General features: G+C 72.9%; 22 protein-coding genes. 7 read left to right on the top strand and 15 right to left on the bottom strand.

Annotated features, from left to right (window positions below):
* Positions 1–66: 66 nt before the first annotated feature.
* The 7 genes from ahcY to MOPEL_RS07930 form a co-directional block, all read right to left on the bottom strand.
* Positions 67–1,512 carry an adenosylhomocysteinase gene (ahcY, locus tag MOPEL_RS07960; protein ID WP_009482366.1) on the bottom strand — a complete coding sequence of 482 codons (1,446 nt, stop codon included), beginning with the start codon at positions 1,510–1,512 and terminating at the stop codon, positions 67–69.
* A 315-nt stretch (positions 1,513–1,827) separates the two neighbouring features.
* Positions 1,828–2,175 (bottom strand): class F sortase, encoded by a 348-nt coding sequence (locus tag MOPEL_RS15935; protein ID WP_009482365.1) that lies wholly within the window; start codon positions 2,173–2,175, stop codon positions 1,828–1,830.
* Positions 2,176–2,253: 78 nt separating this feature from the next.
* Positions 2,254–3,654 carry a mycothione reductase gene (locus tag MOPEL_RS07950; protein WP_009482364.1) on the bottom strand — a complete coding sequence of 467 codons (1,401 nt, stop codon included), beginning with the start codon at positions 3,652–3,654 and terminating at the stop codon, positions 2,254–2,256.
* 42 nt (positions 3,655–3,696) lie between these two features.
* Complete coding sequence (locus MOPEL_RS07945) at positions 3,697–4,872, bottom strand: SIS domain-containing protein (RefSeq protein WP_009482363.1); 1,176 nt, start codon at positions 4,870–4,872, stop codon at positions 3,697–3,699.
* Between the two features lies 1 nt (position 4,873).
* Positions 4,874–5,095, bottom strand: a complete 222-nt coding sequence (locus tag MOPEL_RS07940; RefSeq protein ID WP_009482362.1) for a Trm112 family protein — start codon at positions 5,093–5,095, stop codon at positions 4,874–4,876.
* A 68-nt stretch (positions 5,096–5,163) separates the two neighbouring features.
* Complete coding sequence (locus MOPEL_RS07935) at positions 5,164–6,582, bottom strand: phosphomannomutase/phosphoglucomutase (protein WP_009482361.1); 1,419 nt, start codon at positions 6,580–6,582, stop codon at positions 5,164–5,166.
* A 62-nt stretch (positions 6,583–6,644) separates the two neighbouring features.
* Positions 6,645–7,037: a DUF3499 domain-containing protein gene (locus MOPEL_RS07930; protein ID WP_373279734.1), complete on the bottom strand. Its 393-nt coding sequence runs from the start codon at positions 7,035–7,037 to the stop codon at positions 6,645–6,647.
* A gap of 307 nt (positions 7,038–7,344) precedes the next feature.
* Between MOPEL_RS07930 and MOPEL_RS07925 the strand changes: the two genes are divergently transcribed.
* Complete coding sequence (locus MOPEL_RS07925; protein WP_141631242.1) at positions 7,345–7,782, top strand: metallopeptidase family protein; 438 nt, start codon at positions 7,345–7,347, stop codon at positions 7,780–7,782.
* A gap of 123 nt (positions 7,783–7,905) precedes the next feature.
* On the opposite strand, the gene MOPEL_RS07920 is transcribed toward MOPEL_RS07925, so the two are convergent.
* Positions 7,906–8,172: a WhiB family transcriptional regulator gene (locus tag MOPEL_RS07920; protein ID WP_009482358.1), complete on the bottom strand. Its 267-nt coding sequence runs from the start codon at positions 8,170–8,172 to the stop codon at positions 7,906–7,908.
* A 427-nt stretch (positions 8,173–8,599) separates the two neighbouring features.
* Entirely contained in the window at positions 8,600–9,040 is a 441-nt protein-coding gene (locus MOPEL_RS07915; protein ID WP_281023905.1) for an OB-fold protein, read from the bottom strand.
* Positions 9,041–9,585: 545 nt separating this feature from the next.
* Between MOPEL_RS07915 and MOPEL_RS07910 the strand changes: the two genes are divergently transcribed.
* Complete coding sequence (locus MOPEL_RS07910; RefSeq protein WP_009482356.1) at positions 9,586–10,551, top strand: 2-phospho-L-lactate transferase CofD family protein; 966 nt, start codon at positions 9,586–9,588, stop codon at positions 10,549–10,551.
* The gene (locus MOPEL_RS07905) at positions 10,548–11,639 is read left to right on the top strand and encodes a hypothetical protein (RefSeq protein ID WP_009482355.1); all 1,092 of its coding nucleotides are present in this window, start codon (positions 10,548–10,550) and stop codon (positions 11,637–11,639) included. The genes MOPEL_RS07910 and MOPEL_RS07905 overlap by 4 nt, the downstream gene beginning before the upstream one ends.
* A gap of 147 nt (positions 11,640–11,786) precedes the next feature.
* On the opposite strand, the gene MOPEL_RS07900 is transcribed toward MOPEL_RS07905, so the two are convergent.
* Positions 11,787–12,833 (bottom strand): DNA-3-methyladenine glycosylase family protein, encoded by a 1,047-nt coding sequence (locus MOPEL_RS07900; RefSeq protein ID WP_009482354.1) that lies wholly within the window; start codon positions 12,831–12,833, stop codon positions 11,787–11,789.
* Positions 12,834–13,084: 251 nt separating this feature from the next.
* On the opposite strand from MOPEL_RS07900, the gene MOPEL_RS07895 reads away from it, so the two are divergent.
* Positions 13,085–13,840, top strand: a complete 756-nt coding sequence (locus MOPEL_RS07895) for a TIGR03089 family protein (RefSeq protein ID WP_051992256.1) — start codon at positions 13,085–13,087, stop codon at positions 13,838–13,840.
* On the opposite strand, the gene MOPEL_RS07890 is transcribed toward MOPEL_RS07895, so the two are convergent.
* Positions 13,821–15,419, bottom strand: a complete 1,599-nt coding sequence (locus tag MOPEL_RS07890) for a peptidoglycan-binding domain-containing protein (protein ID WP_009482352.1) — start codon at positions 15,417–15,419, stop codon at positions 13,821–13,823. The genes MOPEL_RS07895 and MOPEL_RS07890 overlap by 20 nt on opposite strands.
* Positions 15,420–15,688: 269 nt before the next feature.
* Here MOPEL_RS07890 and MOPEL_RS07885 point away from each other — a divergent pair, with 269 nt between their 5' ends.
* Together MOPEL_RS07885 and MOPEL_RS07880 are read left to right on the top strand one after the other, a co-directional pair.
* On the top strand, positions 15,689–16,522 hold the full coding sequence (locus MOPEL_RS07885) for a CoA transferase subunit A (RefSeq protein ID WP_009482351.1): 834 nt from the start codon (positions 15,689–15,691) through the stop codon (positions 16,520–16,522).
* 1 nt (position 16,523) lies between these two features.
* The gene (locus tag MOPEL_RS07880; protein ID WP_009482350.1) at positions 16,524–17,171 is read left to right on the top strand and encodes a CoA transferase subunit B; all 648 of its coding nucleotides are present in this window, start codon (positions 16,524–16,526) and stop codon (positions 17,169–17,171) included.
* A gap of 87 nt (positions 17,172–17,258) precedes the next feature.
* Here the strand turns inward: MOPEL_RS07880 and MOPEL_RS07875 are convergent, their stop codons facing one another.
* The 4 genes from MOPEL_RS07875 to MOPEL_RS07860 form a co-directional block, all read right to left on the bottom strand.
* Entirely contained in the window at positions 17,259–18,980 is a 1,722-nt protein-coding gene (locus MOPEL_RS07875; RefSeq protein ID WP_009482349.1) for a SpoIID/LytB domain-containing protein, read from the bottom strand.
* Between the two features lie 161 nt (positions 18,981–19,141).
* Complete coding sequence (locus tag MOPEL_RS07870; protein WP_051992255.1) at positions 19,142–20,770, bottom strand: peptide chain release factor 3; 1,629 nt, start codon at positions 20,768–20,770, stop codon at positions 19,142–19,144.
* A 314-nt stretch (positions 20,771–21,084) separates the two neighbouring features.
* On the bottom strand, positions 21,085–22,074 hold the full coding sequence (locus MOPEL_RS07865) for a Gfo/Idh/MocA family protein (protein WP_009482347.1): 990 nt from the start codon (positions 22,072–22,074) through the stop codon (positions 21,085–21,087).
* Positions 22,074–23,168, bottom strand: coding sequence for a DegT/DnrJ/EryC1/StrS family aminotransferase (locus MOPEL_RS07860; RefSeq protein ID WP_040633488.1), 1,095 nt, complete (start codon positions 23,166–23,168; stop codon positions 22,074–22,076). The genes MOPEL_RS07865 and MOPEL_RS07860 overlap by 1 nt, the downstream gene beginning before the upstream one ends.
* 237 nt (positions 23,169–23,405) lie before the next feature.
* Here MOPEL_RS07860 and wecB point away from each other — a divergent pair, with 237 nt between their 5' ends.
* Positions 23,406–24,488, top strand: a complete 1,083-nt coding sequence (gene wecB, locus MOPEL_RS07855) for a non-hydrolyzing UDP-N-acetylglucosamine 2-epimerase (RefSeq protein ID WP_009482345.1) — start codon at positions 23,406–23,408, stop codon at positions 24,486–24,488.
* Positions 24,489–24,598: the final 110 nt, after the last annotated feature.

Here is a 24,598-nt window from a genome sequence, read left to right as displayed (position 1 = left end):
CGTGCGACCGGCCGGGCACGACGCCCGGAGGCCGATCGGCGCCGCTCGATCAAGAGCGGTGCTCGATCAGTAGCGGTAGTGGTCGGGCTTGTAGGGGCCGGCGACGTCGACGCCGATGTACTCCGCCTGGGCCTTGGTGAGCTCGGTGAGCTCGACGCCGAGGGCGGCGAGGTGGGCGCGGGCGACCTTCTCGTCGAGGTGCTTGGGGAGCACGTAGACGCCGATGGGGTACTGCCCGTCCTTGCCGGCCTTCGTGAAGAGCTCGATCTGGGCGATCGTCTGGTCGGCGAACGAGTTCGACATGACGAAGCTCGGGTGACCGGTGGCGTTGCCGAGATTGAGCAGGCGCCCCTCGGACAGGACGATGATCGAGCTGCCGTTCTCGAACGTCCACTCGTGGACCTGCGGCTTGATCTCGGTCTTCGTGATGCCGGGCGTCTTGGCGAGGCCGGCCATGTCGATCTCGTTGTCGAAGTGGCCGATGTTGCCGACGATGGCCTTGTTCTTCATCGCACGCATGTGCTCGGCGCGGATGACGTCGAAGTTGCCGGTGGTGGTGATGAAGATGTCGGCGGTCTCGACGACGGACTCGAGGCGGGCCACCTGGTAACCGTCCATCGCGGCCTGGAGGGCGCAGATGGGGTCGATCTCGGTGACGATGACGCGGGCGCCCTGGCCGCGGAGGGACTCGGCGCAGCCCTTGCCGACGTCGCCGTAGCCGCAGACGACGGCCGTCTTGCCGCCGATGAGGACGTCGGTGGCGCGGTTGATGCCGTCGATGAGGGAGTGGCGGCAGCCGTACTTGTTGTCGAACTTGGACTTGGTGACGGCGTCGTTGACGTTCATCGCCGGGAAGAGCAGTTCGCCGTCGCGGTGCAGCTCGTAGAGGCGGTGGACACCGGTCGTGGTCTCCTCGGTGACGCCCTTGATGTGGGTGGCGACCTCGGTCCACTTGTTCGGGTTCTCGGCCATCGTGCGGCGCACGAGCTCCTTGAACACGGAGAACTCCTCGGAGTCCTCGTCGGTGGTGGGGGGCACGCCACCGGCCTGCTCCCACTCGCGACCCTTGTGGACGAGCATCGTGGCGTCGCCGCCGTCGTCGAGGATCATGTTGGCGAACTCGTCGTTCGGCCAGGAGAGGATCTTGTTGGTGCAGTTCCAGTACTCCTCGAGCGTCTCGCCCTTCCAGGCGAACACCGGGACGCCCTGAGGGTCCTCGGGGGTGCCGTTCGGGCCGACGACGACGGCCGCGGCCGCCTCGTCCTGCGTGGAGTAGATGTTGCAGGAGGCCCAGCGGACCTCCGCGCCCAGGGCCACGAGCGTCTCGATGAGGACGGCGGTCTGCACGGTCATGTGCAGCGAGCCGGCGATGTTGGCGCCGGCGAGGGGGTTCTTGCCTTCGTACTCCTCGCGCAGGGCCATGAGGCCGGGCATCTCGTGCTCGGCGAGACGGATCTGGTGGCGGCCGGCCTCGGCCAGCTGCAGGTCGCGGACCTGGTGTTCCACAGTCATGTGCACTCTTTCGTGGGTCGACGTCGGCGGGTCGGTGAGATCCACCACCCGCCATGTGCAATCGGCCCCGGCGACGCCCTTCTGGGCCGGGAGACGTGACGGACCCGTCGGGCCCGGTCGTCTCGCGCAGCGGGTCATCACCCACGCCGGAACGCAGGCCCCAGGGTATCGCGTGGCGACGGTGCGGGCGCGGGCGGCCGAGCGTGGCGGGGCTCTGCACCCCGAGTGGTGCGTCGTGGGAGTGGAACGGCAGGGCCCCGTGAGTCCCCCGCGTGCGGGTGGACCGTGACGACGTCCCCTGCGGTCCACCCGAGGTCAGGGCGAGGCGGTAGAGGACGTGGACGCGGCGTCGGCCGGTGCGGAGGGTGCGGTGGCGACGGGTGCGGCTGCGGCGGCGGGCGCCGCCCACACCATGACGTTGTCGCGGTAGCCGCGGCCGTGGGCGGTGTGGACGACGGGTCCGCCGCACGTGACGAGGGCGAGGCGTCGGGGCCCGTCGGAGGGGAACGACGGCAGCGCGTCCTTGTGGCGTACCTTGAGGGCCTCGACCCGCCACGACTCGGTGCGTCCCGCGGCGCCGACGAGGTCGACGACGGCCCCGGGGCCTCTCTTGCGAGCACGGGCCCCCCTCCGGCGGCCCTGACGGGTCGCCTGACGGCCCATTCGGGGCCACGAGAACGAGACTATGAACCGACCTCACGACAGTGGGGCGCGAATAGCCTGGCAGCGTTACGGATTCAGTCAATTCTCAGGATCGACGACGCCGAGGAGCGCGTTCTCGAGCACCTCGGGCAGGGCGGGGTGGATCCACATCTGCCCCCGCGCCGTCTCGGCCGCCGTGAGGCCGAGGTTGAGTGCGAGGATCGCGGGCTGGACGACGATCGAGGCCTCGTGCCCCATGACGTGGACGCCGAGGAGGCGCCCGTCCGGCGCGGCGAGCACCTTGCAGAACCCGACGGTGTCCTCCATCGCCCAGCCGTAGGCGACGTCGGCGTACTCCTGGACCTTGACGCGGTACTCCGTCCCGGCCTCGTCGAGCTCCTCCTGGGTGGCGCCGACCGCGGCGATCTGCGGACGCGTGAACACCGCCGCGGGGACGAACCGCTCGTCGAACGACCGCAGGTCGTCGCCGTGGACGAGGTTGTGGGCGACGACCCGCGCCTCGTGGTTGGCGACGTGCTTGAGCTGGTGCTCGGAGGAGACGTCGCCGAGGGCCCACACGCCGGGGACGCTCGTGCGGCCGTGCTCGTCGACGACGATGCGGCTGTCGTCGTGCTGGGCGATGCCGGCCGCGGGCAGGTCGAGATCGGCGACGCTCGGGGCGCGGCCGGTGCACACGAGGAGGAGCGCGCCCTCGACGCGCGTGGAGTCCGAGAGACGGGCGTCGACGAGCCCCTCCCCCGCCTCGCTCGGAGTGAGCTCCTCGACCCGGGTCTCCAGGCGCACGTCCCACTGCGTCCGTGCGGCCTCCGTGAAACGACGGGCGACGTCGCCGTCGAGGTGCCGGAGCAGGCGCGGGCCGCGTGCGACGAGGGTGACCTCGACGCCGAGGTCGGCGAAGACGTGGGCGAACTCCGTCGCGATGTACCCACCGCCGATGATGAGGACCCGCGGCGGGAGGTCGTCGATGCGCATCACCGTGTCGGAGGTGTGGAACGGGACACCGGACTCCCGGACGACGTCCGGGACCACCGCGTGCGACCCGGTCGCGACGACGATCTGGTCGGCCTCGACGCGGGCCGTGCCGCCGTCGTTCAGCGCCACCTCCAGGGTGCGCTCCCCCGTGAACCGGGCCCGTCCGAGGTAGGCCGTCGTGTTCTCGCCCTCGAGGCGATAGCGCTTGCCGCCCTCCGAGATCGGGTCGATCCGGCCGAAGACGCGGTCGCGGATGTCGCGCCACCGCACCCCGTCGACGTGGGCGTCAACGCCGTACCGGGACGCCTCCCGCACGGCCGCGGCGACCTCGGCGGGGTAGACGAACATCTTCGTCGGGATGCAGCCGACGTTGAGGCACGTGCCGCCGAACGCGCCGGACTCGATGATCGCGACCCGCTTGCCTTCCCAGTCGGGGGTGACGAGCGAGTTGCCCGAGCCCGAGCCGATGACGGCGAGATCGACGTGGTCGGTGGTTCCGGCGTCCACGGTGGTCCTTTCGGCGGCGGGGGGGCGGGATCGGGCCCCCGGTCAGCGGGTCTGGTCGCGAAGGTGGAGGAGGTGACGGGACCGGGCAGGGTCGAGGCCTGCGCCGATCGCGAGGTAGGTGGCGGCGAAGTCGACCCGGGCCATCTGACCGGCGAGCCGCGCGATGGGCGGCCCCGGCTCGGCGACGACCGTCGAGATCCGCACGCCGGCGTCCTCGGCGGTGGCGAGGACCGCGTCGGTGAGGGCCGCGACGTCGGCCTCCTCGGGCCTCGTCGGGTCGACGGGGGCGTCCCGGAGCATGAGGAGGGAGAGGCGCGGCATCGACGGCCCGTCGAGGAACGGGTCGGCGAAGATGTCGGCGACCGCGGGCGTGTCGACGCCCTGGCCGCCGCCGGCGGTGAAGGGCCCGTCGAACGTCGCGACGATCTGGGACGCCGCGTCGGGCAGTTCGCCGTGGGTGGCGGGCACGCGCGCGGTGCGGGTGAGCATCGCGGCCGCCCGGGCGGCCGCCACCCCGCTGAGGGGGCCGTCGCCGAGGACGACGGGGACGGTGCCGCCGAGGCCGAGCGCGAGGAGCTTGGCGGGGTTGACGAACGCCTCCGAGGAGGGTCGGCACGCCTCCGCCTCGGCATCGAGACGGGCCGCGGCTTCGCGCAGCGCGGACTCGGGCACGTCGACGAGCCCGAGGGCGTCCGCCCCGACGAGGACGGGCGTGAGGAGCGACCACAACGCCGTCCGCGACGACACGCGTCCGCTTCCGACGTCGACGTGGACGCCACGGGCCCGTGCGGAGATCGCTGCGAGCGGTGAGTCGGACGCGCCCACGGTGAGGAGCGAGGCGCCGCGCCGGGCGGCCTCGGCCGCGACCGCGAGCGGCCCACGGGCGCGCCCCGAGAGCGACACCGCGACGACGAGGTCGAGCGGACCGACCCACCCGGGCAGCGGCACGTTGCGTCGCGTCGTCACCGGCACGGGCGAGCCCGGCTCGGCGAGCATGCCGAGCACGTCGGCGACGACGGCCGACCCACCGAGGGAGGCGACGAGGACCGACCGGGGCCGGTCGCCGCGCGTGAGGCGCTCCATGTCGGCCTCCGCCGACAACGTCAACGCCTCCCGCACCTGCGCACCCGCCGTCGCGAACGCACGCACCGTCTGTCTGCTGTCACAGGCGGCGAGGTGGGCCTCGTCGTCGAGCAGGGCCTCGTCGACGTAGACCATGTCAGGCGTCGATCGTGCGTGCTTCGTCGGCGAGGAGCACCGGGATCGTGCCCTCGACGCGGTAGGCACGGCGCACGCCGGAGGCGTCCGCCTGCGTGGCCTGCAGCTCGGGCGTACCGTCGGGGCCGACGCCGTCGACGAGCTCGGAGCCGGTGACGGGGCAACGGAGGATCTCGCGCAGCCAGGGGGCGATGCGGGGGGTGGATCCGGCGGGGGCGGTCATGGTCTCTCCTTGGGGTGAGGGGTGAAGAGGTCGGGCAGAGGCGGCGGGGACGGGGACGTCCCCGGTGGTCAGGAGTCCTGACGGATGAGGGCGAGCACCTCGTCGCGCACCCGGCTCATCGTCTCGACGTCCTGCGCCTCGACGTTGAGTCGCAGGAGCGGCTCGGTGTTGCTCTTGCGGAGGTTGAGCCACCACATCGGACCGGTCGACGATCCGAGGGTGAGCCCGTCGAGGTGGTCCTGCGTGGCGTCGTCGGATGCCCAGGCGAGGACGCGGTCGACGGCGGCGGTTACATCCTCGACGCGGGAGTTGATCTCCCCGGAGGCCGGGTAGCGGTCGAACTCGGCGACGAGCTCCGAGAACGGCCGCTCCTGCTCGCCGAGCGCCGCGAGGACGTGCATCGCGGCGAGCATGCCGGTGTCGGCGAACCAGAAGTCGCGGAAGTAGTAGTGCGCGGAGTGCTCGCCGCCGAACACGGCGTCCTCCCGGGCCATCTCGGCCTTGATGAACGAGTGGCCGACGCGGGTGCGCACCGGGTGGGCGCCGTGCTCGGTGACGATCTCGGGCACGGCACGACTGCTGATGACGTTGTGGACGATCGCGACGTCGGCCGCAGGCGTTCCGGCGGCGACCTCCTTGGCGATCTCGCGCGTGGCGACGAGCGCGGTGATGGCCGAGGGGCTCACCGGTTCGCCGCGCTCGTCGACGACGAAGCACCGGTCGGCGTCGCCGTCGAAGGCGAGACCGATGTCGGCGCCGTGCTCGACGACGGCCTTCTGGAGGTCGCGGAGGTTCTCCGGCTCGAGGGGGTTGGCCTCGTGGTTGGGGAACGTGCCGTCGAGCTCGAAGTAGAGCGGGACGCTGTCGAGGGGGAGGTCGGCGAGGACGCTCGGCACCGTGTGACCGCCCATGCCGTTGCCGGCGTCGACGACGACCTTGAGGGGCCGGGAGCCCGACAGGTCGACGAGACCGCGGAGGAACGCGCCGTAGTCGGCGAGGAGGTCCTCCTCGTGGAGGGACCCGGGCGTCACGTCGGTAGCGGCGGGGACCTCCGGCTCGAGACCGTCGAGGATCGACTGCGCCACCGCGGTGATCTCGCCGAGGCCGGAGTCCTGACCCACCGGACGCGCACCCGCCCGGCACATCTTGATGCCGTTGTACTGCGCCGGGTTGTGGCTCGCGGTGAACATCGCGCCGGGCCGGTCGAGGGCGCCGCTCGCGTAGTAGAGGCCGTCGGTCGAGCAGAGCCCGATGAGGGTGACGTCGAGACCGTTGGCCGCCGCCCCCTCGGCGAAGGCACGGGAGAGCTCCGGGGACGAGGGGCGCATGTCGTGCCCGACGACGACGCCGGTGGCATCCTCCGGCAGGGCCACGACGCGCGCGAACGCCGCGCCGATGGCACGCGCCACGGGGGCGTTCAGCTGCTGCGGCACGAGGCCCCGCACGTCGTAGGCCTTGATGAACTCGGACAGAGGTGACTCGTTCACGCAGGCCAGCCTAGTCGGTGGGGCCGTGGACCCCCGCCCCACGTGGATGCGAGGGCGGGTGGTCAGCGCCGCCCTCGGCGTTCGCGCATGACGCGCAGGTGCGCGACCCGGGAACCCGCGGCCCCGTCGGTGCCGTCCGCGGCCATGTCGGAGTGGGACTCCTCGTACGGCTCGACGGCGGGCTTCCGTGAGGCGGGGTCGGGCCGCTCACGGACGGCCTCGGCCACCGCGAGCAGGTCATCACCGGGCGTCGGCTCCTCGAAGTGCGTCGCGAGCCGGACCAGCTCCCACCCCTGCGGCGCGGTGAGTCGCTCGGCATGGAAGGCACACAGGTCGTAGGTGTGCGGCTCGGCGAACGTGGCGAGGGGGCCGAGGACCGCGGTCTGCTCCGCGTACACGTAGGTGAGGGTCGCCACGGCGGGTCGCCCGCAGGCCGTTCGAGAACACCGTCGCATGAGACTCACGAGTGAGAGGGTAGCGCCCTCCACGCCGCCCGGGCCGAGCTGCCACGCCGACATCGGGCCGTGTCGGCGGAGGCTCGCAGCGTGTCGGGACCGGTCCCACGGCGGCGGTTCGAGGATTTGTTCGCCGGTCACACGGCCTGTGGGACGCGCCACCCCCGGCACGCGGGAGATCCCGTTGCGGCATCGACGCGGACGTCGACACGCCCGGATCGTGGACGGTCGACCGTCGCCGGAGCGGCGCGCGGACCGGGAGCGGAGGGCCGAGCCTCGGCGGGTGACGCGTCGTACAGTGGCGGCCATGAGCCGCCGACCCCCCGCCCTCCGCCGCCGAGACCGGCACGGTCGTGGCGTTCGCGGCCCGCTCGTGTGGCCGCCGGTGCCGTCGATGACGTCACGGTCGGAGACGTTCGACGACCTCGTCCTCGACGCCGTCGAGCGCGTGGAGCGCCGCGTCGGTCAGGGCATCGGCGACATCGAGTTCGCCGTCGAGCTGGTCCCCCCGTCGGACCCGACGCCGTTCGAGCCGGAACGGGTGCCGTTGAGCAGGTTGTTCCCGGCCGAGCGGGGCGTCCCCGCCCGCATCGTCCTCTTCCGACGCCCCATCGAGACGCGCGTCGAGGATCCCCGGGATCTCGCCGTCACGGTCAACGACATCGTCGTCGAACAGATCGCCGCCGCCCTCGGCGTCGAACCGACGACGCTCGACCCCGGCTACCAGGGCGACCTCGACCTCTGACTCGTCCCGTCGCCGTGCCGTCCCGACACCTCGCCGACGCGCCCACGGTCTCCGTCCCCACACGCGGCGACGGCGCGGACCCGTGGAGGGGTCCGCGCCGTCGTGCGTGGAAAGTGGAGGGGCTCAGACGGCCTGACGGCGGAGCTTGCGACGCTCACGCTCGGAGAGGCCACCCCAGATGCCGAACCGCTCGTCGTGCTCGAGGGCGTACTCGAGGCATTCGGAGCGCACGTCGCACCCGGTGCAGACGCGCTTCGCCTCGCGGGTGGAGCCGCCCTTCTCGGGGAAGAACGCCTCCGGGTCGGTCTGCGCGCAGAGCGCTCGGTCCTGCCAGGAGAGTGCGGTCTCCTCGACGACGTCCGAACCCGCGATCAGCAGTAGTTCGTTCATGACCCCTCCTGGTTCCTGGTCTGCTGCTAGGCCGTGCCGCCGATCGGCGGCCATCGGCGCCCGACCCCTCCCCCAGGGGTGCCACGGCGAAGGCGGAAACCGGGCCGGATGACTCCGGCCGGCGGCTTCGTCGCGGGACGACGACACGCTGAATTACACGCGTGTGATCCAGGTAAGTCAAGCCGAGTTCTCTTATCCCGTAAGGCTCGTCGAATTGAACGAATGACCTGGTCGAGCGACCTAAACGTCCGCCGCGAACAGATATCCAGGTCGCTGCGGACCGCCAACTGCTCACCCCTCCGTCCGCGTGGATCTCCGCGGTGACGACCTGGACCGTCACCCCCTCCCGTCGACGACACGAGAAAGCGGCCGGCGCGGGCGGAAGCCCGCGCCGGCCGCCGGGCCGTGCCTGATGGACGCAGGACGCCTACTCGATGCTCTCCGCCTTGATCATGTACCCCATCACCTCACCGACATCGGTGACCTCACCGGTGACGGTGACCTTCTGCCTCGGGGAGAACTTGCTGACGATCCCCTTCTGGGAGTCGTCGATGTCGATGCGCACGCCCGCCAGGTCGAACTCGTCGGCCCCCTGGAGGTTGAAGTAGTCACCCGAGGCGTCGATGCTGGACACCGGCCCGGTCACGGTGACCCGCTTCCCCTTGTAGGTCTCGGCCGCCTTGAGCGCGTTGGCGCGCAGGTCCGAACCGAGCTTGGCAGATGTCACGACGATGGGCTTTTCCTGAGACGTGGCCTCGCCGTCGCCCCCCTTCGTCGAGGTGGTGGTGGCGCTCTTGTCGCCCGTCCCCTTCCGAGCGTCGCCACCCCCGCGCGGCAGGAGTGTCGCCAGGAGGAGCAGAGCGAGCAACCCCAACGCCCAGAAGCGCTTCTTCTTGTATCAGGGCCGGGTCGCCTTGGCGTATGCCTTGTCGGCCTTCAGCCGAGCTTTCGCGTCATGATGTTCGGTGGCACCCATGGGATACCATCCCCTCCAACTATTCTTGAACGGTCGACCGAGGAAAACCGGAGGCAGTTCAGGAACCCCCGTCGGCACAGCCATCTCAGAATAGGCGAAATCGCCCGAAGTTCCCCTTCCGACGCATTACCGAGAGGTCTGCCCGGAGATCCATACGAAGTTTTTACTCTACTTTGTCGATCACTGACCTCGGTCGAGCCCCTACCGCCGGGCTTCGGCCTTCCGGACGGTCGCCCTGGAGAGCCCGCTTCGGCCGGCAGGCCGGCCGGCCACCATCGAAGAGGAATCAGGAAGCCCTTTCGAGTCGTCCGGCAGTCGATATGAGAGGCCACCCATCGGCCGGGGATCCATGCCCCCCTCCTCTCCCGTCGCCACCTGCCCCGCCCCGGCGGCGGCTCGCCACGGGGCTGCTCACCACAGGTGCCAGACTGACCGGCATGCACGCCGTTCTCGCCTGCGGTCCCGGGGGCCGCGCCCTCGCCGCCGACCTCGCCCACCTCCTCGCCATCGACACGGACACCCCGCACGGTGGCGACGCCACCCCCGAGGCCGCGGAGATCGCGCTCACGATCGTCGCGGGCGGCGCCGAGGACATCACCCTCTGCGGGTTGCGCTTCTGCCCCGACCTCGACGCCCTCGCCCGCATCCCCGCCCTCGACGACGACACCCCCGGCCACGACGGCCACACGCTCACCACCGCGCTCACGGGATGGGGTGCCCTCCCCTCCTGGTTCACCCCCGACGACCGCGACGTCGCCCGCGCCGTCGCCCGGAGCCGATGGCTCGCCGGTGGCGCCACCCCCGGTGAGATCGCTACCCGCCTCACCCCGCCGCGCCACGGCGTGCAACTCCTCCCCATGAGCGACCGCCCCGTCGAGGCCCACGTCGTCCTCGAACAGGGTGACGACCGCTACGCCCTCCACGCCCTCGAGTGGGCGAGCACCGCCGCCGGCATCACCGACGGCGCCCCCACCCCTGTCCACGTGAGCGCCGCGGGCCTCACCGACGCGACCCCGGCCCCCGGCGTCCTCGACGCCGTGCGACAGGCCACGTCGATCGCGCTGCCCCTCACCTCCCCCGTCACCGGCCTCGGCGTCATGCTCGGCCTCCCGGGCCTCCGCGACGCGCTCCGCGGCACATCCGCCCGGGTCGTCGGCCTCGGCCCGCACCTTCTTCCCGCCCGTGGCGACGAGGAGGCCACCCTCCGTTCCCTCGACCTCCCGTTCACGTCCAGGGACGTGGGAGCCCTTTTCGAGGACGTCCTCGACGTCTACCTCGTCCCCGAGACCGAGCTCGAGGAGACGCGGCGCCGACTGCGCGAGGTCGACGTCCGCCCCGCGCCGGCCGACCCCACCGAGCTCGCCCGCGCCGTCCTCGCCGCGTCGGAACATCCCACGCGATGACCCTCGACGAGAGCCGCCTCCCGGGCGGGTGCGTCATCCATCCGCTCGACCTCGGGGCACGCCCGTTCGAGGACGAGCCGGACGACGTCCTGTCACGGATCCGGGCACGCGTCGCCGACGTCGGTGAGGACTCCGCGGACCCCGTCCTCGTGCTCGACGCGGCACTCCTCGGCCCTCGCGTGCCCGCCGAGCGACGCGTCGTCGAGGTCCTCGCCCGTGCCGACGAGGTCGTCGCCGAACGGTTCGAGGCGGACGGGCTGCGACGTCTCGTCACGGTGGTGTTCCCGGGCCGCCCGGATCCCGTCACGCTGTGCGATGCCGGTGCCCGCACCACATCGGTCGAGCCCGATCACGCACCGGCCGGGGCCCCGGCCCACCGCACGGCGGGTCCGACGGGCGCGGTCGTCGCGTTCCCGCCGAGCGACCCCGCCACGTGCGCCACCGAGCTGGGGGCGGCGCTCGGCCTCGCCGTCGTCCTCGCCTCCCGCGCGGCCACGTCGACCGTCACGCTCGCACGGTCCCCCGCCGTCGGCAGCGACGACCTGGCCCGCCGCGCCACCGCAGCACTCGACGTCGTCGGTGCCGACGCGGCGCTCCTCCTCCCGCCCACCTCCACGACGACCACGGACGAAGGGACCGCCGTGCTCGGGGCCCTCGAGTGGGAGAGCCACGACGGCCGTGGCCGGTACGAGGCGGCGCGACGACTCTTCGGGCTGCGCCCCGGCACGGCCGAGGCCCTCGAGGTCGGACTCCCCCACGCGACACACGACCCGGTCGACGAACGCATCGACCGGGCCTGCCGCCTCGCCCGGCTGCCCCTGCCCGAGGTGGACCGGTGGCATCCCGTCCGTCGCCACGTGCGGACGCACGTCGTCCTCGACGGCGTCGTCATGACGGTGCGGCAGCTCGGTGTCCTCGTCGAGGCGCCCGACGAGTTCGTCCTCGGTGTCGCCGTGGGCCGCCTCGTCCTCGCGCTCGCCGCCGAGGGCGTGCCGGCGACGCCCGTGCAGCACGAGATCGCGATGCGCGATTCCACCGCCGTGCCCACCGTGCTCGTCGCGTTCCTCGGCGACGATCGACCTGCCTGACCCCTCGCCCAAGGCGAGGCCGCCGATCCGACCGCCCTGCGCCGACCCTCATCGACGGGCTCGGCCAGGGCGGCCGGATTCTCGGCACACCGGACGACGTGGTTCGCCCCCTCGGCCCGCTCAGGACACCGATCCGCGCGCGGCCCGTCAGCGGCGTCGCGTCACCGAGGGGGTATGGGTGCGGATCGACATGCGGGGCCCGTGGCGCGGGCGCCGGTGGCCGCCGAGACCGAGGAGACGTTGGACGCGGAACCGGTGCCCCGCGTACGGCTCGAGCAGTTCGGCGAGCGCGTCGTCGTCGATCGGCTCCCCCGTGAGGGCCCAGCCGATGTCGGCGGCGACGTGGTAGTCGCCGAAGCTCACCGCGTCGGCGTCGCCGAGGGATCGCTGGGCGACCTCGGCCGACGTCCACACACCGATCCCCCGGATCGCCCGGAGACGCCGATGCGCCTCCTCGAGGGGCAGGTCGACGCACTCCTCGAGGCGACCGGCGTGACCGACGGCGCGGAGGACCGTCTCGGCGCGGGTGCCGTCGACTCCCGCCCGGGCCCATTCCCACGAGGGGACGAACCGCCACTGCCGCGGCGTCGGTGCGAGGCGGAGGTCGAACGGTCCCGGCGCGGGCTCGCCGTGCCGACGCACGAGGTAGCGATACCCGGCGTAGGCCTCGACGCCGGTGACGAGCTGTTCGAGGATCGCGGGCACGAGCGACTCGACGACGAGCCCCGTGGCGGGCACCCGCCAGCCGGGGAAGCGTCGGAGCTCCTGCGCGACGAGACCGTGACGGGGCACGAACGAGTCGATGTCGTCGTCCTCCCCGAGGATGCGCGGGAGCCGGTCGCACACCCACTCCGCCCCGGGCCCCCAGGCCTCGACGACGACCGCACCCTCGCGAGGCCGCGACGCGAACCGCGCGGTGGCCTCACCCGCGGGGGTGCGCCACGCCGTCGCGAACCCGTCGGGCAGTCGACGCCACGTGGGGTCCCCCGGCCCGCGGCGGAGGCTCCCGAGGGTCGCGAGGAGATCGACGGGCCGTCCCGGCGCCCAGACCCGGGTGCGTCGCGGCCGCGCCTCGGCCCGGCCACCGTCGCGTGCCGTACGTGACTCGGCGCCCCCTCCACGTCGCGCACGCCCGACGACGGGCGGCGCGGGACGCGCGGCGCGTGCGGGGCGGGGACGGGGGTACTCGTTCATCGCCTCGCACCGTAGGTGGTGCGACCGACAGCCCTTCGGTGCGGGTGCGCGATCCGCATCGTCAGTCGACCGCTCCGACCCTCGCCCGCCGCCGACGCGGCCGTGACGCCCACCGCCGCGGACGACGGCGAGGCGTCATGCCCCTCCGGGCGTGCGCCCCGGCCGGGGAGAGGACGACGACGGCGCCCCTGTCGCCCGCCTCCGGCCGTCGCGGTTGCCGAGCCGTGCGGCCCTGGCGTACGAATGCAGGCATGACGCGCCCCGACGACCTCGCCCGGATCCTCCGCAGCGGTGAATCCGCCCTCCCCCGGCTCATCTGGCACGCCCCCGGGGAACGCATCGAGCTCTCGGGGCGGGTGCTCGCGACGTGGACGGCCAAGGCCGCCGACCTCCTCCAGGAGGATCTCGACGGCGGCGTCGGCACGCGGGTCCGTCTCGAGGGCGACCCGCACTGGCGGCTCCTCGTGTGGGCGCTCGCGACGTGGACGGTCGGCGGCACTGTCGTCGTCGGCGGCGGTGCACCCTCCGCAGAAAACCCGGTCGACGTCGTCGTGATCGACGGCGAGCGCCTGGGCGAGACGTGGGAGCCGGGCGCGGCCGAGACACAAGGTGCCGACTGGGTCGTCGCCCTCACCCGCGCCGCCCTCGCACGTCGGAGCCCGGTGCCGCTGCCGGCCGGGGTCGTCGACGAGGCGGCGGTGCTCCTCTCCCACCCCGACGAGATGGACCCCTACGACACGGCGCCCGCGACCGCACCGGCACTCGTCGGGGATGCCGCGAGCGTGACGTACGACGATCTCGTCACCCCCGGCGTCGAGGGGCGCCTCCACGTGTCCGGCACGGCACCGCTCGCCGAGGTCCTCCGCACGGCCGCGTCCGCGTGGGCGGGCGGCGGGTCGATCCTCCTCACCGATCCGCGGTGGGAGGAGGAGCACGGGGGCGACCCGACGCAGGGGTCGTTCGCGCGGATCCTCGAGTCGGAGGGCGTCACCGGGCCTGCTGCGTGATCCCCCGCCACGTCGCCGCGTCGACGACCCCGGTCGTCGGGAGTCCGTAGCGGGCCTGGATCGCCCGCACGGCACGCTCGGTGGCCGGGCCGAAGCTCCCGTCGGCCCGCACCCGCAGCACCTTCTGCAGCGCGACGACGCCGGGTCCGCTCGCACCGCGACGCCACGTCGTCGTCGTGTACCCGAGCCACGGGTACCGGGTGAGCTCGGCACGGTTCCACGTCCGCAGATCGACGGCACCCGTCGGTCGCAGCGCCCACCGGGTCTGGAGCCGCTTCACCGCCGCGGTCGTCGGGGCGTCCATGCGTCCGGTGAGACGCAGGCCGAGCGTTCGCTGGAGCGCCTTCACCGCCGACCCCGTGGATCCGGCGCGGAGCACGGTCTTCTTCCAGGGCGCGAGGGGCCGGACGATCGAGGCGGGGAGCACGGCCGTCGCCGTGGGGCGGGGACGGGTCGTCGTCACGCCGTCGGACCGGCCCGAGGTGGGTGCCGGGGTCGGCGCGGGAGCAGGTGCGGGCGCCGAGGTCGTCGTGCCACCGGGCACGAGCCGGTTCCACGTCGCCTTGTCGAGGACACCGCTCGTGGGGAGGCCCCGCGACCGCTGGTAGGCGAGGACGGACTGCTGCGTACCGCGGCCGAAGACGCCGTCGGCGGTGATGCCGAGCGCCTGCTGGCCGCGGGCGACGTTCGCGCGGTCGCGGGAGCCGATCGCGACGTTCGGGAACGGGGAGGCCGGCGCGGCGGGCAGCGACGACGGGCAGGGCGTCGTCCGGCGTCCGGCGTAGATCGGCGCCGGTTGCCCCGCGTACACGCGGCAGGTGCCGACGTCCTGGGTGTGCACGACCTGGCCGCTCCACCACGAGGTGCGCCCCATCGCGCCGTCCCACGTGAGGGAGAGGTGGATGTGGTCGGTGTGCGGGTTGGGGCCGGAGTAGGGGGCGAACCCGCGCTCGGGGGCGTAGGCGCGCCACATCGTCCGGTTCCAGATGACGTACTGCACGCCGAGCCGCCGGGCCCGCTCGCCGGAGTTCGCCGTGAGCCACGCGAGGAAGGACTCGGCGACGGCCTTCTGGGTGGGGTCGTTCGCGGAGAGCATCCAGTCGACGGCGCGGCCCTCGTGGTGCTCGCTCTGGCTGCCGTCGCAGAACCGGGAGACGCCGAAGACGCCGGTGCCGTACGTGTCGACGAGGAGGCGGCCGAGCGCGGTCGTCCCGGGGCGGTCGACGGGGTCGCAGGAGACGCCCGCCTGGTACCTGGGGCGGGCGTCGAGCGTCGAGGGGAGGGCACGGGTCGGAGCCGGGGCGGGGAGCCGGGCCCCGAGGACGACGGCCCGCACGCCCTCCGACGGGCCGCGGAGGACGACGGAGCCGCTCGTGTGGTCGTCGCCGGCCGCCGGGGCGTGACCGCCCGCGAGGGTGTCGGCCGGGGCGCCCTCGGTGGACGAGACCCCCGACGCGGGTGCGGTGGCGCGGTCCCCCTCGCCCGCGGCGGTGGCGGTCGGGGCTGCGACGCCGAGGAGCGTGAGACCGGCGAGGCAGGTGGCGAGGGCACGGCGCGGGGTCGTGGTGGATGCGGTCATGGCGACCTCCGGGGGCGGTGGCGCTCCGCAGGAGGAGTCGGACCACGGGGTGACGGCGTCGCCGTCGGGCAGGGACGCCCTCCTCGTCGGCGGCTCGCCCGGCCGCCTTGAGCAAAGGTGTGCCCGCGCCGGTCCCCCGTTGTGCACGACGGGCGGCCTCCGACACCGGCACGGTGGCCGCGGTCGACATGCGTCGGCGCCGATCGCGAGCGCACACACGCCCGTTCGGTCCCGCCGACGGCGCGTCCTCCGCCGGTAGAGTCCGCCGCATGGACAAAGTCGTCAGCAGTGCGGCCGACGCGGTCGCCGACATCCCGAGGGGGGCGTCGTTGTCGGTCGGGGGCTTCGGCCTCTGCGGCATCCCCTCCGCCCTCATCCAGGCCCTCCACGAGAGCGGCGTCGACGACCTCTCCGTCGTCTCGAACAACTGTGGCGTCGACGACTGGGGGCTCGGCATCCTCCTTTGCGACAAGCGGATCTCCCGCATCCAGGCGTCCTACGTCGGGGAGAACAAGGAGTTCGAGCGGCAGTACCTCTCCGGGGAGCTCGAGGTGGAGCTCACGCCGCAGGGCACGCTCGCCGAGAAGATGCGCGCCGGGGGCTCCGGCATCGCCGCGTTCTACACGCAGACGGGCGTCGGCACCCAGGTCGCCAAGGGCGGCCTGCCGCTGCGGTACGGCTCCGACGGCAGCGTCGTGAAGGCGTCCCCGAAGAAGGACACGCGTGAGTTCGAGGTCGACGGGCAGACGCGCACGTTCGTGCTCGAGGAGGCCATCCGTGCCGACTTCGGCCTCGTGCGCGCCTGGAAGGGCGACCGGCACGGCAACCTCGTCTTCCACCGCTCGGCCCGCAACTTCAACCCGCTCGCCGCGATGGCCGGCACGGTGACGATCGCGGAGGTCGAGCACCTCTACGAGCCCGGCGAACTCGACCCCGACGAGATCCACCTGCCCGGCATCTTCGTCCAGCGGGTCGTCGCCCTCACGCCCGACCAGGTGCACGACAAGCGCATCGAGAAGCGCACCGTGCAGAGGAAACAGCACACGACCGGGGCGGGCGCCGGCAGCGAGGGCGTCGAGTCCACCGAGAGCAAGGAGTCCTGACATGCCGCTCACCCGGGAGGAGATGGCCGCCCGCGCGGCGCGCGAACTCTCCGACGGCGACTACGTCAACCTCGGCATCGGGCTGCCCACGCTCGTGCCCAACTACGTCGACGACGATGTCGAGCTCGTCCTCCAGAGCGAGAACGGCATCCTCGGTGTCGGCCCGTACCCGCCGGAGGACCTCGTCGACCCCGACCTCATCAACGCGGGCAAGGAGACCGTCACCGTCCGCCGCGGCGCGAGCTTCTTCGACTCGGCGACGAGCTTCGGCATGATCCGCTCCGGCAAGGTCGACGCCGCGATCCTCGGCGCGATGCAGGTGAGCGAGCGGGGCGACATCGCGAACTGGATGATCCCCGGCAAGATGGTCAAGGGCATGGGTGGGGCGATGGACCTCGTCCACGGCGCGAAGAAGGTCATCGTGCTCATGGAGCACAACGACCGCAAGGGCGGCCCCAAGATCGTGCCCGAGTGCACGCTGCCCGTCACGGGCCTCGGCGTCGTGCAGCGCATCATCACCGACCTCGCGGTCTTCGACGTCACCGACTCCGGTCTCGTGCTGCGGGAACTCGCCGACGGGGTCACCGAGGACGAGGTGCGCTCGCGCACGGGTGTCGACTTCGAGGTGGAGCTGCAGGAAACCCCCTGACCCCCTCCCCCGCCCGACGGGCCCCACGGACACCTCGTCCGTGGGGCCCGTCGACGTTCGGGGCTCGTCCCGACCCGGCGGGGCGGGTCAGCGTCCGGCGGAGGTGCCCACCCGGACGACGCGGGCGGTCGACGTCCCCGCGTAGACGACGCGGCGGCCGTTCGAGGTCGTCGCGACGACGTCGGCGTGGTGGTCCTTCGTCACGTCGCGCACCTCGAGGCGGGTGAAGGCGCCCCAGCCCGGGCCGAGCGTCACGGTCTTCACCACGCGGGCGCTGCCGTTCCCGCGGAGGACGACCAGCCGGTCCCGGTCGTCGACGGCGACGACGTCGGCGCGGCGGTCGTGGTCGACGTCACCGACGCCGACGACGCGGGTGAGGGTGCGGGGCGAGCCGGGCACGACGGTCGCGCGGGCGTATCGGCCTCGGCCGAGGCCGCGTTCCATGACGAGCCGACCGTTGCTCACCCGGAGTCGGTCGGGCGTGCGGTCCCCGGTCCACTCCGCGACGACGGCCACGGATCCCCCGGACGGGCGCGGCCCGGCGACGACCGAACCCGACGGGGCGGTGCCGCCACCGGCGGCGGTGACGGTGAACAGCGAGGAGCGCAGACCGAGGACCTGGCGCATCCGGTCGCCGCTCACGTCGACAGTGCGGGTCGTGCCGGTGAGGCGAAGCGAGGTCACCCGGCCACCCCACGGTCCCCGGCCGTCACGGGCGACGACCTGGGCGGAGGTGAGGCGACCGAGACCGAACGCCTTCGCGAAGGTCGCGGCGGGGATGCTCCGGTTCCATGCCCACGAGGGGTTCTTCATCCGCGCGTCGTAGGGGTCGGGCTTGGCGACCTGGGCGAACGCACCGCCGTCGACGGTGTGCCCGCCGTTGGAGGCGGAGAACTCGGCGTGGAGGAAGTTGCCCCCGGGCGTCTCGAGGACGGTGCCGGAGGTGAGGGCGATCGCCGCCGTCGCGCGGGCGTCGTCGAGGACGACCCGACCTGCACCGGACGTCGTGGCGGTCGCGGTGCCGCGGTAGACCTGGCAGCGCACGGTGTCGCAGATGTCCCACACCGACCCGGCGCGGCGCCGCTGGGCACGGTAGGAGGACGCGTAGGTGCGTGCGGCGACGGACTGGGCGGCGACGGCCTGCGGGTGCCAGGAGGCGGGCATCTCGTTGGGGACGACGCCGCGCAGGTACCGCTCGGTGCTCGTCGCGACGACGGTGACGGTGCGCCCACCCTCGGTGAGGGCCATGACCCGGCCGGGGAACTCCTCGACGCGGCCGCCGGGCATCGTCACGCCGATCGTGTCGGTGGGCGAGCTGAAGACGACGGACGCGGTGCGGGCGATCGGCTGGGCGCGCCACGTGCCGTGAGCGTCGCGGTACTGGAGGACGACCGTGTCGCCGGAGCGGAACGCGCGCCAGGCCGTGTGCCCCGCGTCGGCGGGCAGGCCGATGGTGCGCCGGCCGACGGTCGCGCGCAGACCGGGGCGGGCGGGCAGCTCGGTGACGCCGTCACCGTCGCGGGAGATCCACACGCGCATCTCGGAGTCCGGCTGCGACGCTCGGCGCGCCCCCGGGTAGTAGAAGTCGAGGATCCCGGGCCAGGCGAGGCCGGCGTCGGCGGCGCCGTAGGCACCCCACTGGCTCATGCCGCGGCCGTGTCCGAACCCACGGCCGTCGACGACGAGATCCCCGTTTCCCGGCGTCACGACCGGGTCGGCGGAGGCGGCGGGAGCCCCCGTGGCGAGGAGCGCGAGGGCAAGGGCAGGGGCGCTGGAGCGTCTGGCGAGACGGGCGGCAGGAGTGGACATCACGCCGTTCCCATCGGCGCGGTCCGGCAGCTCCTGACCGGCGGCGGGCGCGCCGCGACCGACACCCGGGGGTGGCGCGGCCCGCGCAAAACGCGGGATCCCCGCGGTCCCACGGGAGTTCGCCCAGACGACACGGCGCCCGGAACACGGGCGCCCGTGTCTCAGCCTGCGAGCGACTCCTCGCCGAAGAGGGGCTTGAGCGATCCGGCGGGCAGGTCGCCCTGCACCGTGCTGAGGCGCCACTGGTCGCGGAACACGGCCACCGGGGTGCCGTCGGTGCGGTGGAGGACCTCGGCGCCCATCGTGCGGTTGATCGTGTCGACGATCTCGGGTTCGGGACGCCGGGCGATCGAGTAGGGCAGCGGCTCGAGGCGGATGGGCGCGTTGAACTCGTGCGCCATGCGGTCACTCACGACCTCGAACTGCATCGGCCCCACGGCGGCGAGCACCGGGGAGGCGGTGCCCCGCCGGTCGGAGACGCAGACCTGGACGACGCCCTCCTCGTCGAGCTGGGCGATGCCCTTGCGGAACTGCTTGGAGCGGCCGGCGTCGGCGACGCGGGCGATGCTGAAGTGCTCCGGGGAGAACCGCGGCACCGGGGGGAAGAGCGCGGGCGGGCCGTCGTAGAGGGTGTCGCCGACGCGCAGCGCCGCCGCGTTGACGAGGCCGACGATGTCGCCGGGGAACGCCTCGTCGACGGTGCGCCGGTCGCGACCGAACACGCTCTGGGCGTACTTGGAGACGAACGAGCGGCCGCTCGCCGCGTGGACGAGGGGCATGCCGCGCTCGAACCGTCCCGAGCACACGCGGACGAACGCGAGCCGGTCGCGGTGGGCGGCGTCCATGCCGGCCTGCACCTTGAAGACGAAGCCCGAGAACGGCGCGTCGAGCGGGCGCTCGCCACCGTCCGCGAGCGGCCACGGGGCCGGGGACGGGGCGGCCTCGACGAGGAGGTCGAGCAGCGCGCCGACGCCCATGTTCGCGACGGCGGCGCCGAAGAGCACCGGGGAGGTCTCACCGCGGAGGAACGCCTCGTGGGCGTCCTCGTCCCACGGCTCGACGAGCTCGTGCTCCTCCTCCGCCCGCACCCAGTCCTCGCCGAACCGGTCCAGGGCCCCCTCGGGCGAGAGGTCGTGCTCCTGCGCGAGGGTCGCCCCGCCCGCGGCGCGCGCGTACTCGATCATGCGACCGGTCCGGCGGTCGACGACGCCGTGGAACTCCCCGCCCGGGCCGACGGGCCACGTCACGGGCACGGTGGCGAGGCCGAGGCGCGTGTCGATCTCGTCGAGGATCGCGAGCGGCTCGAGCGCAGGCCGATCCCACTTGTTGACGAACGTGATGATCGGGATGCGCCGGGCGCGGCACACCTCGAACAGCTTGAGCGTCTGCGGTTCGAGCCCCTTGGCGGCGTCGATGAGCATGACTGCGCAGTCGACCGCGGAGAGCACGCGGTAGGTGTCCTCGGAGAAGTCGGCGTGGCCCGGCGTGTCGAGCATGTTGATCCGCACGTCCCCGACCCGGAACTGCAGCGCCGACGATGTGATCGAGATGCCGCGCTCCTTCTCCATGTCGAGCCAGTCGGACGTCACGCCCTTGCGGTCGCCCTTGCCGTGCACCGCGCCGGCGCGCCCGATGGCCGCGGCATGGAGGGCGAGGGCCTCGGTCGTCGTCGACTTACCGGCGTCCGGGTGGGAGATGATCGCGAACGTCCGCCGGCGCGAGGCTTCCTCGAGCACCCTCGCTGGTCGGCCCGCCCCGCCCGTGCTCGTCGTCGAGTCGTTCGTCGTCATGTCGTTCCTCTCCCGTGTCCCGTCCGCCCTTGCGCGGCGGCGACGAGGACGGGGCGCGACCCGGCTCGCCTCCGCGGAGGGCAACCTCGCCCCGCGGGCGTCGTCCACCTCCGCGTCCTCGGCGCGGGTGACGATACCCTCCGCCTCCCCGCTGCCGTCGACGCGTCCGGGCCCGGCCCGCTCACCACGACCGATCCACGCCCGACGGCGACACCCGCCGGCGACACCCGACGGCCACGCCGCCCGCACACGACGAGGCCCCCGCCCGCAGCCGGTGACGGCGCGGACGGGGGCCTCCTCGGAGGCGAGGTGCGTCAGAGTTCGATCGTGCGTCCCGTGCTCGCGGACTCGAGGACGGCCTCGGCGACCCGGACGACCTGGAGACCCTGCTCGAGGGTGACGATGTCGGATTCCTTGCCGAGCACCGCGTCGCGGAAGTTCTCGTGCTCGACGAGGAGCGGTTCGCGCTTGCTGATCGCGTAACGCACGACGTCGCCCTCGGACACCCCGCGGAAGTTCGCGACGTCGTCCCACTCGGTGCGGATGTTGCCGTTGGCGTGGAACGTGAGGTCGGCGGTGAGGGTGTCGGCGATGAACGCGCCCTTCTCACCGGTGATGACCGTGACGCGCTCCTTGAACGGCGACAGCCAGTTGACGAGGTGGCTCGTGATCGTGCCGTCGGCGAGTTGTCCGGTGACGGAGACCATGTCCTCGAACTCACGACCGCTGCGGAACGCCGTGCGGGCCGCGACGGAGGAGAACGGCTGCTGCCGCACCCAGCTCGTGAGGTCGATGTCGTGGGTGGCGAGGTCCTTGACGACGCCGACGTCGGCGATGCGCGCCGGGAACGGGCCCTGGCGCCGCGTGACGATCTGGTACACGTCGCCGAGGTCGCCGTTCTCGATGCGGGCCCGCGCCTGCTGCAACGCCGGGTTGTACCGCTCGATGTGGCCGACCGCGCCGACGAGACCCTTCTCGGCGAACGCGTCGGCGATCTTCTGCGCGCCGGGCGTGTCGGTGGCGAGCGGCTTCTCGATCATCGCGTGGACGCCGGCCTCCGCGAGTGCGAGGGCGACGTCGACGTGGAACGCCGTGGGCACGGCGACCATGCAGTAGTCGAGGTTCTGCTCGATGAGTTCGTCGACGCTGGAGAGGAGCGGACGACCCTTGGCGACGCCGTGGGGGTCCTGCCCGCTCACGTCGGCGACGGCGACGAGGTCGACGCCCTCGAGCCCGGCGAGGACGCGGCCGTGGTGGCGGCCCATCATGCCGAGGCCGATGAGGCCTGCGCGGAGGTTCGCCATCACGCACCCGCCTTCGCGAGCGCGTTGACGGCCTCGACGATGCGCTCGAGGCCGGCCTGGTCGACGCTCGGGTGGACGGGGAGCGACAGGCACTCCTTCGCCGCCCGCTGCGTCTCGGGGAGGTCGGCGTGCGCGTTGTTCGCGAACGGCGCGAGCTCGTGGTTGGGCACGGGGTAGAACATGCCGGAGCCGATGTTGTACTCGTCCTTGAGCGCGCGGGCGAACTCGTCCCGCCCCTCGGGAACGCGGACCGTGTACTGGTGGTAGACGTGCACGGCACCCTCGGCGACCGGCGGCGTGGTGACGCCGGCGATGTTGGCCGAGAGGAACGCGGCGTTCTCCTGACGCGTGCGCGTCCAGGCGTCGACCTTCGTGAGCTGCACGCGGCCGATGGCGGCGTGGATGTCGGTCATGCGGTTGTTCAGGCCGACGACCTCGTTGTGGTACTGCTTCTCCATGCCCTGGTTGCGGTAGAGCCGCACCTTGCGCGCCACCTCGGCGTCCTCGCAGGAGACCATGCCGCCCTCGCCCGAGGTCATGTTCTTCGTCGGGTAGAGGCTGAACATCGCGAACGTGCCGAACGCGCCGACGGGCGTGCCGTTCAGCGACGCGCCGTGGGCCTGGGCGGCGTCCTCGAAGACCATGAGCCCGTGCTTCGTCGCGACCTCGAAGAGGCCGGGCATGTTCGCCGGGTGGCCGTAGAGGTGCACCGGCATGATGCCGACGGTGCGCTCGGTGATCGCGGCCTCGACGCTCTTCGGGTCGAGGCAGAAGCTGTCGGGCTCGATGTCGGCGAACACCGGCGTCGCACCCGTGAGCGCGACCGAGTTGGCCGTCGCGGCGAACGTGAAGGAGGGGACGATGACCTCGTCGCCCGCCTTGACTCCGGAGGACAGGAGGCCGAGGTGCTGGCCGGAGGTGCCGGAGTTGACGGCCACGCACTCGCGGCCGAGGCCGAAGTGCGCCGAGAACTCCTCCTCGAACGCCTTGACCTCAGGACCCTGTGCGAGCATCCCGCTGCGCAGCACCCGGTCGACGGCGGCGCGCTCCTCGTCACCGATGAGCGGTTTGGCGGGTGGGATGAAGTCGGTCATGTCGAGCAAGCCCCTTCCAGGCGTCCTGCAGTTCGTCGACGGCCACGCTCCGCGCGACCTTCCGTCATGCGGGCGACCGGCCCGACACCCCGATCGTCGGAGGCGTCGGGGACTCCGACACGAACCGACCGCTCGACGCCCGTGAGGGCGCTCGGGGCAGAATGGGCGGCGTCAGGCACGACCGTCACCTCGGTCAGCCTACCGTCGCCGCAACTCCACTCGTGAAAGGTCACCCCTATGAAGGTCCTGAGTGTCGTGGGCGCACGCCCGCAGTTCGTCAAGCTCGGGCCCGTGGCCCACGCGCTCACCGACGCCGACGTCGAGCACGTCATCGTCCACACGGGGCAGCACTACGACGCGGTGATGTCGGACGTGTTCTTCGAGGACCTGCGCATCCCCGCCCCCGACGTCCACCTCGGCGTGGGCTCCGGCAGCCACGGGGTGCAGACGGGCGCGATGCTCGCGGGCCTCGACCCGGTGCTCGAGGAGCACCGCCCCGACTGGGTCCTCGTCTACGGCGACACGAACTCCACCCTCGCCGCGGCCGTGTCGGCGGTGAAGATGCACCTGCCCGTCGCGCACCTCGAGGCCGGGCTGCGCAGCTTCAACCGTCGGATGCCGGAGGAGCACAACCGTGTCCTCACCGACCACGCGGCCGATCTCCTCCTCGCGCCCACCGACGAGGCGATGCGTCACCTCTCCCACGAGGGTCTCGCCGAGCGCAGCGTCATGGTCGGCGACGTCATGACGGACGTGTGCCACATGGTGCGTGACCAGGTCGCCGACACCCCGCTCACCGATGCGCTCGACGTCTCCGGCGTCGGCGACATCGACCTCGAGGCACCATTCCTCCTCGCGACGATCCACCGCCCCGACAACACCGACACCAAGGAACGGCTCGGCGCGATCCTCGACGCCCTGCGCGCCGCACCCGCGCCGGTGGTCCTCCTCGCCCACCCGCGACTCGTCGCCAAGGCGAAGGAACACGGGCTGGCCCTCGAGGGCGGGTCGCTCTTCGGCACCTCTCCCCTCGCCTATCCCCAGATGGTCCGCGCCGTCATGGGCTCCGCGGGCGTCGTCACCGACTCGGGTGGCCTGCAGAAGGAGGCGTACCTCCTCGGCGCGCCCTGCACGACGATCCGGCCCGAGACCGAATGGGTGGAGACCCTCCAGGGGGGATGGAACATCCTGGACGACGACCTCTCCCAGGTCGCCGACGTCGCCCTGCGCCCCGCCCCCGAGGCCGACCGCGGCACGCCCTACGGCGACGGCCACACCGCCGACCGCGTCGCGAAGGTCCTCGTCGACCGCGCCCGCTGAGTTCCCCGGCCGCGCACCACGACCGCACCGGCGCGGAGTCACACCGGCCGTCCGTCGACGGCGTGTCGCAGCCCCGAGGCTCCGGCGCGCGTCAACGGGCGGTCGGTGTC

Source organism: Mobilicoccus pelagius NBRC 104925, from assembly GCF_000247995.1.
GTDB classification, from domain to species: domain Bacteria; phylum Actinomycetota; class Actinomycetes; order Actinomycetales; family Dermatophilaceae; genus Mobilicoccus; species Mobilicoccus pelagius.
This window is presented reverse-complemented; position numbering and strand designations above follow the sequence as displayed.

Coding starts and splice junctions, on each gene's coding strand:
- ahcY (WP_009482366.1), bottom strand. CDS start 1,512: ATGACTGTGGAACACCAGGTCCGCGACCTGCAGCTGGCCGAGGCCGGC.
- MOPEL_RS15935 (WP_009482365.1), bottom strand. CDS start 2,175: ATGGGCCGTCAGGCGACCCGTCAGGGCCGCCGGAGGGGGGCCCGTGCT.
- MOPEL_RS07945 (WP_009482363.1), bottom strand. CDS start 4,872: ATGGTCTACGTCGACGAGGCCCTGCTCGACGACGAGGCCCACCTCGCC.
- MOPEL_RS07940 (WP_009482362.1), bottom strand. CDS start 5,095: ATGACCGCCCCCGCCGGATCCACCCCCCGCATCGCCCCCTGGCTGCGC.
- MOPEL_RS07930 (WP_373279734.1), bottom strand. CDS start 7,037: ATGCGACGGTGTTCTCGAACGGCCTGCGGGCGACCCGCCGTGGCGACC.
- MOPEL_RS07925 (WP_141631242.1), top strand. CDS start 7,345: ATGAGCCGCCGACCCCCCGCCCTCCGCCGCCGAGACCGGCACGGTCGT.
- MOPEL_RS07920 (WP_009482358.1), bottom strand. CDS start 8,172: ATGAACGAACTACTGCTGATCGCGGGTTCGGACGTCGTCGAGGAGACC.
- MOPEL_RS07910 (WP_009482356.1), top strand. CDS start 9,586: ATGCACGCCGTTCTCGCCTGCGGTCCCGGGGGCCGCGCCCTCGCCGCC.
- MOPEL_RS07905 (WP_009482355.1), top strand. CDS start 10,548: ATGACCCTCGACGAGAGCCGCCTCCCGGGCGGGTGCGTCATCCATCCG.
- MOPEL_RS07900 (WP_009482354.1), bottom strand. CDS start 12,833: ATGAACGAGTACCCCCGTCCCCGCCCCGCACGCGCCGCGCGTCCCGCG.
- MOPEL_RS07895 (WP_051992256.1), top strand. CDS start 13,085: ATGACGCGCCCCGACGACCTCGCCCGGATCCTCCGCAGCGGTGAATCC.
- MOPEL_RS07890 (WP_009482352.1), bottom strand. CDS start 15,419: ATGACCGCATCCACCACGACCCCGCGCCGTGCCCTCGCCACCTGCCTC.
- MOPEL_RS07885 (WP_009482351.1), top strand. CDS start 15,689: ATGGACAAAGTCGTCAGCAGTGCGGCCGACGCGGTCGCCGACATCCCG.
- MOPEL_RS07880 (WP_009482350.1), top strand. CDS start 16,524: ATGCCGCTCACCCGGGAGGAGATGGCCGCCCGCGCGGCGCGCGAACTC.
- MOPEL_RS07875 (WP_009482349.1), bottom strand. CDS start 18,980: ATGTCCACTCCTGCCGCCCGTCTCGCCAGACGCTCCAGCGCCCCTGCC.
- MOPEL_RS07870 (WP_051992255.1), bottom strand. CDS start 20,770: ATGACGACGAACGACTCGACGACGAGCACGGGCGGGGCGGGCCGACCA.
- MOPEL_RS07865 (WP_009482347.1), bottom strand. CDS start 22,074: ATGGCGAACCTCCGCGCAGGCCTCATCGGCCTCGGCATGATGGGCCGC.
- MOPEL_RS07860 (WP_040633488.1), bottom strand. CDS start 23,168: ATGACCGACTTCATCCCACCCGCCAAACCGCTCATCGGTGACGAGGAG.
- wecB (WP_009482345.1), top strand. CDS start 23,406: ATGAAGGTCCTGAGTGTCGTGGGCGCACGCCCGCAGTTCGTCAAGCTC.